Annotated in this window: 10 protein-coding genes and 2 tRNA genes; 6 read left to right on the top strand and 6 right to left on the bottom strand. The window is 52.6% G+C overall.

Going from position 1 to position 14,440, the window contains the following annotated elements; genetic code table 11:
• Positions 1-349: 349 nt before the first annotated feature.
• From IFO68_RS17805 to IFO68_RS17815, 3 genes are all read right to left on the bottom strand, one after another.
• Positions 350-589 (bottom strand): hypothetical protein, encoded by a 240-nt coding sequence (locus IFO68_RS17805; RefSeq protein WP_192017168.1) that lies wholly within the window; start codon positions 587-589, stop codon positions 350-352.
• A 779-nt stretch (positions 590-1,368) separates the two neighbouring features.
• Entirely contained in the window at positions 1,369-3,168 is a 1,800-nt protein-coding gene (locus tag IFO68_RS17810; protein ID WP_192017169.1) for a family 20 glycosylhydrolase, read from the bottom strand.
• 9 nt (positions 3,169-3,177) lie between these two features.
• Positions 3,178-4,257 (bottom strand): ROK family transcriptional regulator, encoded by a 1,080-nt coding sequence (locus IFO68_RS17815; protein ID WP_192017170.1) that lies wholly within the window; start codon positions 4,255-4,257, stop codon positions 3,178-3,180.
• Positions 4,258-4,495: 238 nt separating this feature from the next.
• Between IFO68_RS17815 and IFO68_RS17820 the strand changes: the two genes are divergently transcribed.
• The 5 genes from IFO68_RS17820 (at position 4,496) to IFO68_RS17840 (ending at position 10,770) form a co-directional block, all read left to right on the top strand.
• Entirely contained in the window at positions 4,496-5,710 is a 1,215-nt protein-coding gene (locus tag IFO68_RS17820) for an ABC transporter substrate-binding protein (protein WP_192017171.1), read from the top strand.
• A gap of 51 nt (positions 5,711-5,761) precedes the next feature.
• The gene (locus IFO68_RS17825) at positions 5,762-6,751 is read left to right on the top strand and encodes a carbohydrate ABC transporter permease (RefSeq protein WP_192017172.1); all 990 of its coding nucleotides are present in this window, start codon (positions 5,762-5,764) and stop codon (positions 6,749-6,751) included.
• An 8-nt stretch (positions 6,752-6,759) separates the two neighbouring features.
• Positions 6,760-7,602, top strand: coding sequence for a carbohydrate ABC transporter permease (locus IFO68_RS17830; RefSeq protein WP_192017173.1), 843 nt, complete (start codon positions 6,760-6,762; stop codon positions 7,600-7,602).
• A 2-nt stretch (positions 7,603-7,604) separates the two neighbouring features.
• Positions 7,605-8,723, top strand: a complete 1,119-nt coding sequence (locus tag IFO68_RS17835) for an ABC transporter ATP-binding protein (protein WP_192017174.1) — start codon at positions 7,605-7,607, stop codon at positions 8,721-8,723.
• A 400-nt stretch (positions 8,724-9,123) separates the two neighbouring features.
• Complete coding sequence (locus tag IFO68_RS17840; RefSeq protein ID WP_192017175.1) at positions 9,124-10,770, top strand: methyl-accepting chemotaxis protein; 1,647 nt, start codon at positions 9,124-9,126, stop codon at positions 10,768-10,770.
• Between the two features lie 312 nt (positions 10,771-11,082).
• Here the strand turns inward: IFO68_RS17840 and IFO68_RS17845 are convergent.
• Positions 11,083-11,159, bottom strand: a tRNA-Asp gene (locus IFO68_RS17845).
• Between the two features lie 42 nt (positions 11,160-11,201).
• A tRNA-Ser gene (locus tag IFO68_RS17850) sits at positions 11,202-11,292 on the bottom strand.
• A gap of 314 nt (positions 11,293-11,606) precedes the next feature.
• Here IFO68_RS17850 and IFO68_RS17855 point away from each other — a divergent pair.
• Positions 11,607-12,329, top strand: coding sequence for a YebC/PmpR family DNA-binding transcriptional regulator (locus IFO68_RS17855; RefSeq protein WP_192017176.1), 723 nt, complete (start codon positions 11,607-11,609; stop codon positions 12,327-12,329).
• A gap of 139 nt (positions 12,330-12,468) precedes the next feature.
• Here the strand turns inward: IFO68_RS17855 and fhuB are convergent, their stop codons facing one another.
• A complete protein-coding gene (fhuB, locus tag IFO68_RS17860; protein ID WP_192017177.1) occupies positions 12,469-14,439 on the bottom strand; it encodes a Fe(3+)-hydroxamate ABC transporter permease FhuB in 1,971 nt (656 codons plus the stop codon).
• Position 14,440 lies beyond the last annotated feature (1 nt).

The raw sequence follows: 14,440 nt of genomic DNA on the forward strand, positions 1-14,440 counted from the left end.
GCTAGTATGAAGCATGAGAGTTACCTCTTATTGTCTTTGATTACGGATTCAGCACCTTTAATCAAAGTGGGTAACTCTCTTCATTTCAAATTGAAGTGTCAGATCTAGTCAGAACTAATACACATAAATTGAAAATTCACTGCTTGGGCAAAATCTTCTATAGTCAGGCTTTGCCCAAATTCAGTTTATCCGAGTCAAGCGCTTGTGAGTCAGAGCACCAACTCATTCTTGTCCATAGACGTGCCAGCCAAATCATCGCTAGCACGTTTATACCCCATTATGTATTTCGAACAGGTGTCATGTACATATACGAGTCCGACTGTATTCAAATTTTGTACAGCAAACCCCGTCAGTAGAGGAACCAGTTAGTGGCATAAACCACTAAAATCACTAGGGCGACCAGAAAGACGAGTATCATTGCCATCTTCTTCATGTAGCGTGACCTATCAAATACAACGCCTTTTTCTTCCCTCACCCTTGCCTCTTCATCAAAATGCCACTTAATAGCGAAGTAGCCTCCAATACCTAATACAATAAGCTTAAAAGCTCCAGCAAAGTACGGAAAGAAGTTACCCCAACTCCCGCTCATTATCTATCTCCATCAAATTAAATATCGAATTTACGGTAGCATAGCCAAAGGTTCATGTTTATTCTTTTTTATCGTTAAACATGGCCATTTTCATTGTTTGTGTATAGCGCCTGAAGGGCTTTCCGGTTGGCATTCAAAAATGTGTGAATCCAGCTCTGCATAGTCCATAGGGAGAAAAGCGCAGTCAAATATATACCTGAAGGTAAGGAATCTCCTTCTAGCTGAACTTCTACTGATGGTTTAGTTATTTGTTGTTTGCTTAATCAGCAAAAACACTGGCACATTTCTGTCCAAAACGAGTTTCGCCCCCAAAGTCACCCACTCCCCCAGGGGAAAATTCAGGACGAATTTTCAGGTTGTCGGCGCCGGGAGCGCCTACAACCGACCCGGACAACACCAACGAACAAGTCGGCCTTTCTGGGTACTCTTTGGGCCAGCAAAGAGTGTCTGGCGCGTATCACACAAGGCTAAAGAAACCACGAAACTCAAGCGCGACATACCTTGATGTCTAGTTACTCAGTGAATCGCTTTTCGAAAAATACAGAAACCACAGTCGCTGTATGGATTCCCGCCTGCGCGGGAATGACATATTAGTCACTCCCCCAGGGGAAAATTCAGGACGAATTTTCAGGTTGTCGGCGCCGGGAGCGCCTACAACCGACCCGGACAACATCAACGAACAAGCAGGCATTTCTGGGCACTCCTTGGGCCAGCAAAGAGTGTCTGGCGCGCATCACACAAGGCTAAAGGAAACACCGAACTCAAGCGCGACATACCCTCTATCTCTCGGTAACCTCAGGCTCCAATTCCACCTGACACAACGCCCGTAAATACCCCAACCGCGAGGCACTTTGCCGCAGACCGCCGGGGCGGTAATGTAGCAACCACAGATCGGCGTAGGCCTCTTCAACCAGGGCGAGTTTGTCCAGAATGCGGGCTTTTTCTTGCTGCGGTAAAGCGGTGATATCACGATGCCCGGCGTTGGCGTAGCTCAGGGCGATCTGACTGGCCAGCAGCATGCAGTCTGCCGTCCATAACATCTCGGCTTGCAGTGCGGAAGCGGGCAGTCCGGCGATGTCGGCTTTCAGGCTGGATAAGTCGTCCATTGCCGCGGCAATCTGCTCGGCGCTGGCGATCTCGGCGCGGCGGATATGGCGGCCTGAGCGCTGGTCAAACACGAACGGGCCATAGAAGGCGCAGTTCGGCGTGACCACGCCGCTGGTGAGATAGGCATCCTGCAGGCGATCAATCAAAGGCTGTGCCTGCGTGTAGGCTTCCCCAAAGTGAGTGCAAACTAACAGCCCGGCGTTCACACTGGCATGGCGATGCGGATCCCAGGCCATGGCGGCGCCGAACACATAACCGGGTAAGGCGGTGAAATGTTGCTGCGCGTGGCCCATATCGCCCCATTCGGAAACCTGATAACCGCAGGCGCCGTATTTCAGGGCCGATTCAGCGGCCCGGCGCATGTGCACTCTGGCGGCCTGCCCCCGGCCAGCCACTGAGGCAAAGGTGTTGGTCGATACCACCACCTGAAACGGGTAGCCAAACTCAGCCAGCTGCCGGTGCTCGTCATCGTAGGGATGATCTTCTTCATAGCCCCAGTTCAGCAACTCCAGATCGCCTGGCAGATGGGGCAAAATGTCCGGGTATTGAAACAGCATATCACTGAAAATCTGGCAGGATTTGCCCCTTGCATGAGCAAGCCCGAGCACTTTCTTGAGGTAATTGAGGTAAACCTGTCCTTTGCCCTGCTGCTCACAGGCCTGCTGACTGGCCCCAGCCCCGAGATCCATGGTTTCATCAAAGTTCAGGTTCAGGGTATCGGACGAGAAATTCGGCAACAGGGTATCGAGTAAGCCAGCAATAAATTCAGTGACGCTGTCACTCAGGGGGTTCAGGCCAAAGGATTCTGGCCGGAAGTCGCCCCGATGATCATAAAAGCCGGTTGTCTGCTCAGCGAGGTGCCGGTATTGCGGATGGCACAGCCACTTTTCCATGTGCCCGAAGGTGGCCTGATTGGGGATCAACTCAATGCCCCGCTCCCGGCAATAGCGATCCAGCGCCTGGATCTCTTCGGCTGTCATCGGCGAATAATCCTGCCATACGGCCTGATGCTGCGGATAGGCGAAAGTGTGCTCGGTGTACAGTTGTAACTGGTTGATTCGCAATGCCGACCAGAAGTCCACCAGCTTAAACAAGGCCGCCATGGTCGGTACTTTGTCGCGGCTGATATCGACAATGACCCCGCGTTTGGCAAACGCAGGCTGATCGCTAATAGTCAGTGATGGCACCTGGCCGTGACAAAGCTCGATGAGCTGTGCCAGGCAATAGTGCGCATACAGGCGGCCGGGCTCGTCTGCCATGGCGATTTCAATCCCGCTGGCGGCTATCCGAATCACAAAGCCCTGACCTGGCAGACTGTCATCCTGCCGATAGCTCACGCTCGGCGAGGGGATCACCTGCGCCACCGTAGTAGGGATCACGGCAAGCAAGGCGCTGTAGTCGGTCCGCGCTGCACTGTGATCCAGTTTAAGGGTTGCTGGCTGCGGAAAGAGCTGGCTGAAATCCGGGGTCATATTGCGTCCTTACGATAAAATGCGCTGAGCGTCCAGTACCTCGAACAACACCAAGTCTGACGAAGTGATTTTACTCCATGCCAGAGCGGCAGCGCCCGCCGATACGGCTTGCGTACCCAGTGTCGAAATCTCTGTGGCCGGTTGCCAGGTCTGATGACCTTTGAATGCGGCCAAATTGGCGTGAATCAGCCGTTCAATGTCCCTGACATAGGGCTCAACTTCGCCACCAAAAACGATCTGGTGCACATTAAGCAACCGGCCTAAGGTGGCTAATTTATCAACAAACTGGGCCAGTATCTCAGGCTCGCTCACCGGGCTCTGGTGCGGCCCGGTTTCGACATCGAACTGGCCAGACAGGCAGTCATCACCGTAAAACAGCTGGCCGTTCAGTACGAACCCCAGCCCTATGCCCAGATGCCGGCTGTCGTCATGGCGGTGGTGCGAGGTGAACAGCACGTACAACAGATTGCCGCTGCCCTGTGGCCGCGACAGCATAATCTGCCCCCAGGCCGCACAGTTGGCGTCGTTATCGCAGTACACTGGGTAGCCGAGTTGTGCCGAGAGCCGCTCTGCCAGAGCGACAGGTTGCGAGATCTCAAAGGCGCTGGAAACCGAGACGACCCCGGTATCCGGTGTGACCAGACCCGGCATCCCCAGGCCGATTGCCAGTACCTTGCCCCAGCGGCTTTCTACCTCGCGAAGCACAGGCGCCAGCACATCTCCCAACTGCTCAAGCGGTTGCGTGCCGGGGTGATAGCTCACTATCTTGCGGTACAGGATCTGACAGGCAAGGTTAAGCACCGACAGGTTGATCTGGCTGTCGGTTAGCTCTACACCAACCAGAACACCGAGTTGCTTGTTCAGTTGCAAAGACACCTTTGGCCGTCCGCTCTGGGGGGGGCCGTTCCGGTTGGACACTTCAGTAATCAGTTGTTTCTCTGCCAGCGAACTGACGATTTTAGTAATCGTCGATTTATCCAGTCCCAGCCGGTCTGCAATATCAATGCGGGAAATGTTCTGGTATCGCCACAGCACGTCTATAACGCGAGAGGTGTTAACCTGTTTGATGTTTGGTGCCTTTCTAATCATTTAGTTTCCATTAGAAACTTAGTATGTTGAATTTATTGTTAATCAATCTCTCCGCTGAATTCAAGGCTTAATTTCCCTTATTTCTAACTCTGTTAACTTAACCATGCATTCAAGTCCACCCTTATAATTGTTATCTGCTTGTTAACATAATTGTGATTTTGATCCTTGCATCCGCGGCTAATTTCTCTACATTTTTACTTAGTTTCCAACCGAAACTAAATATCATAAGGAAGGCGATATGAAACGTAAGTCAGGAATTACCGCAATCTCTGCCCTGCTGGGCTTGTTGGTGGCCACCCCCATGCCTGCATTCGCGGAAGAAACCCTCACCCTCTGGACCTGGCGCAAACAGGAGCGCCCGTTATGGGAGGCGGTCTCGAAAGCCATGGATGACGTCAACATCAAGGTGGAAGTTTTCAAGGGCGTCGATTACAACTCCCGTTTACGACTGGGCTTGCAGAGTGACAACGGGCCTGACCTGTTTCAGGGGCGTCCCGGCGCTTCATTTATTGATCAGTACGCCAATGCCGGCGTGATAGCGCCGCTGCCCGCCACGGTCGATATCAGCGGTATTTCGCCAGCCACTCTGGTTGCAGCTACCGGTTCCGACGGTAAAATCTATGGCGTGCCCTTTGCGGTGCAGACCGTTCAGATCATTTATAACAAGGCCATTTTCAACAGGCTGAATCTCGACGAGCCCAAAACAGCTGAGCAGTTCGTGGCTGTGATGAAAACCCTGAAAGAGAACCGGGTGATCCCGCTGGAAGTACCGGGCCGCGCTGGCTGGGCACTGGCAATGATGAGCGCCGGACTGGAAGCCGGTCTGTCCGGTGAAGGCATGAAACAGGTCGCCAGCCGTCAGTCTCCCTTTACCGCTGAGGGTTATCAGCAGGTAGCCGACACATTCGCCAGCTGGCAGCCGTACATTAATCCATCGGCAGCGGCACAGGACTATAACGGAATGCGGGCGAATATCGCGCTGGGTGATTCTGCCATGATCATTGATGGTTTGTGGTCCACCTCGCCACTCTCGACTATCGCGCAGACCGATCCCAGTGTAGAACTTGGCCTGATGCCAATTCCGGGGCACGGCGGAAAAGTCTATGCCTTTGCAGACGGTGCTTACCTGGTCAATGCCAAAGGAAGTAAACGCGAAGCTGCCGATAAATTGCTGGCCTTCACCGCCACCAAAGCATTCGCCCAGCTATTTGCAGATCATGTTGGCGAGCTGTCGACTTACGCCGAAGGCATTACCTACCAGGGGAAATATCAGGCGGAAGCGGCCAGCTTTGTTTCACAGCACGCGCAACCCTACCTGACCTGGAAGGGGCCTTTTAACGTGCAGTATGAGGAAATCGTCGGCCCGGCTTACCAGAAATTTCTGGCTGGCAAAGTCGATGCCAAGGGTCTGACGCAGGAAATCGAAAACGGTTTTAAAGCGAAGAACCTGTAACCATTTTCTGTTGGCCTGCTCTGGCAGGCCATTTCCCCAAACGGAGTCGTTATGCCACACGCCCCTAGCCCTGATGACTATTCAGACGATCTGCCCGCTGAGCTGCTGCGCGGCGATGTTGAGAAAGCGCAAGGTTTGAGTTTCCGGCAAAAAGAGAAACTCCAGTACGCCCTGCTGCTGATCCCCGGCTGTCTGTTATACGGGATATTCAACCTGTTACCTTTAATCGGCACACTGGTGCTGTCCTTCTTCGACTGGCCGGGAATCGGGCCGGCAACTTTTGTCGGCTTCGACAACTTCACCAAGTTGCTCGCCGATGAGTACATGAGCAACCAGCTCTGGAATGCGTTTCAGCAGACGTTTGTATTTTTTGCCATTTGTATCAGTCTTTTTCTGGGATTAGGCACCACCTTCGCGCTGTTGCTGAGCTGGAACACCGCCGGTAAATCAGCATATAAACTGCTGTTTTTCATGCCTTATCCGCTGGCGGCCGTGGCCGTTGCTTTTCTTGGTCAGTTAATCGTTGACGTGCGCGGCCCGTTAAATCAGCTGATGATGCACTGGGATCTGATCAGCTCGCCGCTGATGTTTCTGGGAGAAGCCGATACCGCGCTGCCAACCATTGCCCTGTTTCAGTCCTGGCAGAAGCTTGGCTTCTCCATCATGCTGATTCTGTCGGCCATTCTGGGCGTACGGGCTGATTTGCTCGAAGCGGCAGTACTGGACGGCGCCAACCGCTGGCAATGTATCCGTCATGTGGTTTTTCCCGTGCTGGCACCCGCCTTCGTGCTGATTACCATTCTGACCATGGTCGATGTCTTCAATAATGCCGAGTACGTGCTGATTCTGATGGGCCCGGATGCCGGTCCTTATTATTCCACCGATATTTTAGGCACCTTTCAGTACCGTACCGCATTTGGCACCAGCGGCGGCTCCGGCACTGCCGACCTTGGCATGGCTGCCGCTATCGGCATGGTGATATCAGTGCTGATTTTACCGGCCACCATTTATCTCGCGCTTCGCAATATGCGTAACCGATAGGACAGCTTATGGAAAGGATTTTCAAACTTCGCCCAATGGAGCAGGTACTGGTGCAGTTTCTGTTACTGGCCTGGGCTCTGGTGGTCGCTATCCCCTTTGGCCTGGCGTTTATCAACTCCATGAAAGGCAGCCTGGGCCAGGTGATTCGTGCGCCCTTTTCTCTGCCGGACAGCTGGCAGTTTGATAACTATGCCGCGGCCTGGGAAATGGCCAATTTCAGTGGTTACTTTATGAATTCGCTGATTATCAGCGTTGGCACCGTCGCGGTTGCTGTTTTGTTCAGTACCATGGCGGCCTTTGTGTTGGCCCGGGTTGAGTTTCGGGGCAACCGCACCATTTTCATTCTTTTTATGATCGGGGTGATCGTGCCGCTGCGTCTGGCAATCGCGCCGCTTTTTGTGGTAGTGCAAAGCCTGGATCTGCTCAACTCACTGCTGGGAATTATTCTGGTGCAGGCGGCCAGCATGATGCCTGTGGCGGTGTTTATTCTCAGTACCTTCTTTAAACACCTTTCACCGGAAATTGAGCAGGCGGCGCGGGTCGATGGCGCTTTGCCCTTTCAGATTTACTGGAAGATAGTGCTTCCTCTGGTCAAGCCTGCCATCGCCACGGTTGCCCTGTTGTCTTTTGTCAGTGCCTGGAACGAGTACCTCTTCCCGCTGCTGTTTTTGCAAGATCGCAGTTTATATCCGCTAACGCTGGGACTGCAGGAGTTTCAAAACGAATTTGCCATCCAGTGGCACATGATGTTTGCCGGACTGATCATCATGATGGCACCCACACTGATCGCATTCTTACTCGCATCAAAAGCCTTTATTCAAGGTCTGACCCAAGGTGGAATTAAGGAATAGCCATGGCTCACATTCAACTGAGAAACATCAAAAAACACTACGGCCAGACCGAAGTACTGAAAGGTATCGATCTGGAAATCAATGACAGGGAATTTGTCACCTTTGTCGGCCCGTCCGGTTGCGGGAAATCCACGTTGCTGCGAATGATTTCAGGCCTTGAGGAGCCCTCTTCCGGCACTATTTTTATTGATGGGGAAGACGTCACCCGAGAAGCCCCGGCCGACAGAGGCATCGCCATGGTGTTTCAGTCTTATGCCCTGTACCCGCAGATGACAGTATGGGAAAACATGGCGTTTGCGCTCAATATTGATAAGCAACCCAAAGACAAAGTAAAAGAAAAAGTCGAGCTGGCCGGTAAGATGCTTAAACTCGATCACCTGTTCGACAGACTGCCCAAGGCGCTGTCGGGCGGGCAGCGACAGCGTGTGGCAATCGGCCGGGCCATAGTCCGCAACCCTAAGCTTTTCCTGTTTGATGAGCCGCTGTCCAATCTGGATGCCGAGTTGCGGGTCGACATGCGAATCCAGATTGCCGAGCTGCATCGCTCACTGTCTGCCAGCATGGTGTATGTGACCCATGATCAGGTGGAAGCCATGACGCTGGCCGACAAAATTGTAGTGCTGCGTGATGGCCGTATTGAACAGGTGGGCGCGCCGCTGGATCTCTACTACCATCCGGCAAACCAGTTTGTGGCAGGCTTTATCGGCTCGCCCAAAATGAACTTCATTCCGGTTACAGTTATCAGCGCTGATGCTTGCAGCACCACTGTATCTGTAGCCGATCAGCACCAGATCACTATCAACAGGGACGGCAGCACAGTGAGACCGGGCGATCACATCACATTGGGTATACGCCCTGAGCACTTGCTGGTTGCAACACCGGATTCGATGGATGATGGCAGCACAGTGTTAAATATGCAGATCAATGTGGCGGAATACCTTGGTGCGCTGTCGTATATTCACTGCTATTCCGGCGACATAGACAAACTGAGCCTGATGATGGATGGTGAAAAAGCATTGCAACATGACCTGAAGAACGGCGCCAGTATGGCCGTTTCCCTGCGCGCTGAGTATTGCCATTTATTTGATCAGAATACGCAGTCATTACCACCCGCATGCTGAACCTGAACACCCGGCCCCCTGCAGTCAGGGGGCTGAACAAAGCCCGTCTTTGTGCAACATTCCGTCATACCTGACTGGTCGCTGCTGTTTGAAAAAGGCACCGATACCCGCTTTCGAACGATGGTGCATAGCCAAAGGTGTTACTTCCAGCCCAACTTCATTTATTTACTCAGATAATTAACCAAAATGACATTGATGAAATGAATAAATAAACGAATGATGTGCGATGACATAATAGCCGTGTCTGTATTCAAATCAGATTCAAATCAGTCAGGGCAATAAAGACACAATAAGCCGCTCACATCGGGTTACAAAGGCAGGCTAACACCGGCAAACTCCCCCACGTCTCAGTGTTATTCCGCCCCTTTTCATTCTATGGATATGTTAATAAGAGATAACAATGCTAATAAATACACTGACCTTAAGAACAAAGCTGATACTCGCGGTATTGCTTCCGTGCATCATGTTATTACTTGTCGGCATAATCAGTTATTCGACCATGTCTCAAATAGGGCTAAAGTCAGAACGGCTTTACATGAATACTGCCACGCCAATGCGCGCTATGGCTGAAGTCGCTTCACGCATTCCAAGAATGCGCGTGGGGATCGACATGATGTTATTTCAGGAAATTGATGGCCTGAAAGACGCCAAAGGCGTACAGACCAGGATCAATGAAACACGCACCGAAGACATTCCGGAAATGCGTGCTGCAATTGAGCAATCGGTAGCCGCGCAGATTAACCCTGAATTACGCCGGGAAGCGCAGAAATTACAACAACGCTTTGAAGCCACGATCGCCTCAGATCTCAACCCCATGCTGGCTGCGCTGGAAAAAGGTAATCTGTCCGATGCCTACCGCTATTACACCCAGTACGCCGTCGATTATGGCGTCATGCGTCAAGACACCAATACGCTGCTGGATACCCTGTTAACTCAGGCCGAAACCTTCAACAATGAAGCCCAGAGCAGTTTCAATGACGGGCAACGCAATCTGGTGATGATTATCATTGTTGCGCTGATCGTCTCTTTCCTGGTGTCTTTCATCATTATTCAGAACCTGCGCTCAAGGGTAGCGATTCTTCAGCAAACCATTAAAACGGCTGAACAGGACATGGCGCTCAGCACCAGAATTGAACTGGACGGTAACGATGAGCTGAACGCGATCAGCCAGACGCTGAATAATTTCTTCGCCAAGATTCACCGCTCTGTGGAAGAAGTGGCGCAAAGCTCAAGAAACTTAGCCAAAACAGCCCAAGCCGTGGCATCAACTGCACAGACAACACAAAGCAACTGCTTAACGCAGCGAGACCGAACCATACAGGTGGCGACGGCCATTAATGAGCTGGGGGCGACAGTCAATGAAATTGCCAATAACGCCGCTCAGGCGGCGCATATCGCAAAAGAAGCCACCACACAGGCTCAGGATGGCAGCCAGGTGGTTGAGCAATCCAGAGAGAAAATGAGCGAGCTGAGCAATGACTTGGGTGACATTACCGGTGTGATTGAAGCGCTCGCGCACCAGGTCACCGATATCAGTGCCATTCTGGATACTATCCGCAGCATTTCAGAGCAGACTAATTTGCTGGCACTGAATGCCGCCATTGAAGCTGCCCGCGCCGGTGAACAGGGTCGCGGCTTTGCGGTCGTTGCCGATGAAGTCAGAACCCTGGCTTCACGCTCTGCCGGTTCCACCGAAGAGATACAGGAAGTGATCAACAGACTGCAGAATGAATCGACCAGAGCCGTCAACGCTATCTCTCAGGGACGCCAGCAAGGTTCTGATGTCGCAGAACAAGCGAACCAGGCGACCGGGTCACTCGCTCAGATCGCGACCTATATCGATCAAATCAGCGAGCAAAACATTCAGGTGGCCACCGCAACGGAAGAGCAATCCTCCGTGGTACATGAAATCAACCGCAATATTGAAGACATCAACCATTTAACCTCAGAGACCGCCGACATCGCCAACGAACTCACTGCATCCAGCGGCGAGCTTCAGGCCTTGTCGAAGCAACTTGATCAACTGGTTGGCCGCTTCAAGCTGTAAATCATTTCGCGAGATCGTTTCGCCACCACCTCCTCCACATCCAACAAGCCTCTTCGACACAGAAGAGGCTTGCCCACAGCACAAATCACCATCCCGGTTTTCAGCTATCCGACCACAGAACGGATAAAAACCCAACATATAACAAAAAGCCTCGGCATTGCTGCTGAGGCTTGGTGTGCTGGCGGACGGCTGGGGTCGCACACGACAGGGAATCGATGGTCCGGCATTCCGGCCCGCGACCCAAAGTGCGCAGCACTTTCGGGGGCGCTTAAATACAAAAAACCCCAGCCTTTCGGCTAGGGTTTCGTGTAGTGGCGGAGCGGACGGGACTCGAACCCGCGACCCCCGGCGTGACAGGCCGGTATTCTAACCAACTGAACTACCGCTCCAATTCTTTTAAAACCGCTGTTAAACAGCAACTTTTTGGAATGTGGCGGAGAGATAGGGATTTGAACCCTAGATACGCTATTAACGTATGCCGGTTTTCAAGACCGGTGCTTTCAACCACTCAGCCATCTCTCCGTAAGTGCGGTGAATCATACCAGCTCAATTCACACTGTAAAGTACCAAGATATTCAAATGTCTATTTTTTGAGCCATAAACCGTGTTTTTCATGTATCTGGACTATTTTTAATCACCAAAACGGTTATTTTTATAGTCTCTTCGCCTTAAAAGGGCGGAAACCAAGCTAAAATAGCCGGTGTTCACAGGTCAGATTATGGCAAATTGTCGTTTCGGCTGGTAAATGCGAAACTAGGCACTAGCCTAAATACAGACCGTGCTGATAAAATCAGCCCCTACATATCGAAAGTATCAATTACAGAGAGTGATTCCCCATGGGACGCAGTTTCGAAGTTCGTAAAGCCTCAATGGCTAAAACACAAGGCGCTAAAATCAAGGTCTATTCCAAGTACGGTAAAGAGATCTACATGAGCGCCAAAAACGGCGGTACAGATCCGGACAGCAACCTGTCTCTGCGCCGTCTGATGGAAAAAGCAAAGAAAGATCAGGTGCCTAGTCACGTGATCGAAAAAGCTATTGATAAAGCAAGCGGTGGCGGCGGTGAAGATTTTTCAACGGCACGCTACGAAGGTTTCGGACCTGGCGGCTGCTCTGTAATCGTTGACTGTCTGACCGACAACAACAACCGTACCTACATGGATGTTCGCCAGTGTTTTGTGAAGAACAACGCGAAAATCGGTGCGCCAGGTGCTGTTGCTCACATGTTCGATCATCAGGCGGTATTCCAGTTCAAAGGCGATGACGAAGAAGCCGTAATGGAAGCCCTGATCATGGGTGATGCAGATGTGACCGACATCGAAGCGGAAGACGGCATGATCACTGTTTTCGCACCGCACACTGAATTCTTCAAAGTGAAAAATGCCCTGTCTGACGCCATGCCTGATCTGGTGATGGAAGTGGAAGAAATCACTTTTGTTCCTCAGGCAATGCATCCGGTCACCGGCGACGATGTAGCCACGTTTGACAAATTCCTCGACATGCTGAACGACTGCGACGATGTGCAGAACGTTTACCACAACGCGGAAATAGAAGGTTAATCCCATAATCCGCCTTCTGAGAAGGCGGCTTTAAACAATCACCACCGCCATAGGCGGTGGTTTAAGGGTAACAACAAAAAGCCGGGTTGCATTGCTGCTAACCCGGCTTTTTTATCTGCTCAATCGAGGCGCTGTATTGCTAACGGCTTCTGCCGCGAATCAGCAGAAACAGAAAATAACTGCCGCCTATCACAGACACCAGAGTGCCGGCCGCGATTTGAGCCGGGAACAACACCGTTTGCCCCACCCAGTCAGCAATCAGCATTACCACAGCACCAACCAGTGACGCCACTAAGAGCTGCTCTTTGGCCTGCTTGGCACCCAGCATCACGGCCATATGTGGTGCCAGCAAACCGACAAAAGCGACCGGCCCCATAGTGGCTGTCACCAGAGCACACAATAAAGCCACAGTCCCCAGTAACAAAGCGCTGCTGACAGGGACATTCAAACCACGAGCAGCCGCAAACTGTCTGCCGGCAGAAATCAGAGTCAGCCAGCGCGAGGTGGAAAGTGTGAACACGAACAAGGCGGCCACCCCAACGAACAGAAATACCGCTTTGCCTTCCGTCACCCGATAGGTTGAGCCTGCCAGCCAGGTCAGTATGCTGTAGCTGTCCTGCGTGCCTTTCGCCAGAGCAAATTGCACTAAGGCGTCGATCAGGGCAGTCAGGGCAATACCGATCAGAATCAGGCTGGAAGGGGCAAACTGATGACGGCGTCCCAGCACCAGTAACACGACCAGCACTAGCATACTGCCAGCAAATGCCAGCACAGAGCCCACCGCAAAAATGTTCATGCCCAGGAAAACACTGGCCCCCACCAAAGCAAAGGTTGCGCCGGCAGAGATCCCCAGAATATCCGGACTGGCAAGCGGGTTGTAGATCAACCGCTGCAGCACAGTGCCCGCAATGGCTAGCCCGACTCCGGCGCTGAGAGCGGTCAGCATCCTCGGCCAGCGGAGTTCCCACTGATAAGCCGTTGGCAGCGCGACATGCCAGCTGTGGCCGTCAGTCACAAACACAGCCGTCAGACACAGTATACCAGCGACAATCAGCATCAATGCTGGCAGGCTCAAAGCAGAAAGACGATCCCGGCTCGGAGGCAGTTTTATCGACACCTGATCCTGCGCTTTCATCTTACGCCGACTGAACCACAACAGGGCCGGCGCACCGATGGCTGCTGCCGTGGTGCCACTCGGAATAGCGTCAACTGTCAGTTGGCTGAGCAGCTGGGCGGCGGCATCTGTCACCACTAAGAGCAGCGCCCCGAGCAAAGCACTCATGGTGAGCTCAAACCTCGGGGTTCTGGCACCCAGTGCCCGCGCAATATTTGGCGTCAGCAGTCCGATAAAGCTTATCACACCGACCACTGTTATAGACGCGGCCACCAGCCACAAGCCGACAGCCATCAGCACGATAAAAGCAGGAACGACATTCAGACCGCGTGCTGCAGCACCCTGATGACCCAAACGCATCAGGGTCAGAATGCGCGGCGCAAACACCAGCAGCAGGAGTGACACTGACAAGCGGGGCAACAACCACTGCACAGATTCCCAGCCGTTCTGAGTCAGATCGCCGGCGCCCCAGATAAAGACGTTCTTAGCATATTCCGCGTTCAGCAAAATGATAGCGCTTGCCACTGAGCCAAGCAGAATATTCACCACCATGCCCGACAGCACTAGGGGCAACCCCGTCATATTTTTCGGCCCGGCAATGAAAATCACCAGAAACAGAGACAGCATGGCACCCGCCATAGCGGCCAGGGCACTGTGATCACCCACCAGCTCAGGGAACCAGACGTTGACTATGATCAGCGCCAGCCAGGCGCCGGAAGAGGTGCCCAGTGTCAACGGTGAGGTCAGCGCGTTTTGTGTCAGTTGTTGCATCAGGCTGCCAACCAGCCCCAGCATAGCGCCCACCATCAACGCCATCACCAGGCGCGGCAGCTGGGCATAGCTAAACATGATGTCGGCAAATTCTTCAGCCTGGGTGCCGGTGACTATGGCAAGCTGACGGGAAAGAGAAAGATCAGAGCCAATCTGAAGACTGGCAACAACGGCTGACAACAAGGCCAGCAGCAGTATGGGAAAGAAAGACAAAGAGCGGGTCATG

Origin of the sequence: Photobacterium arenosum (assembly GCF_014841115.1) — a bacterium.
Taxonomy (GTDB): Bacteria; Pseudomonadota; Gammaproteobacteria; order Enterobacterales; family Vibrionaceae; genus Photobacterium; species Photobacterium arenosum.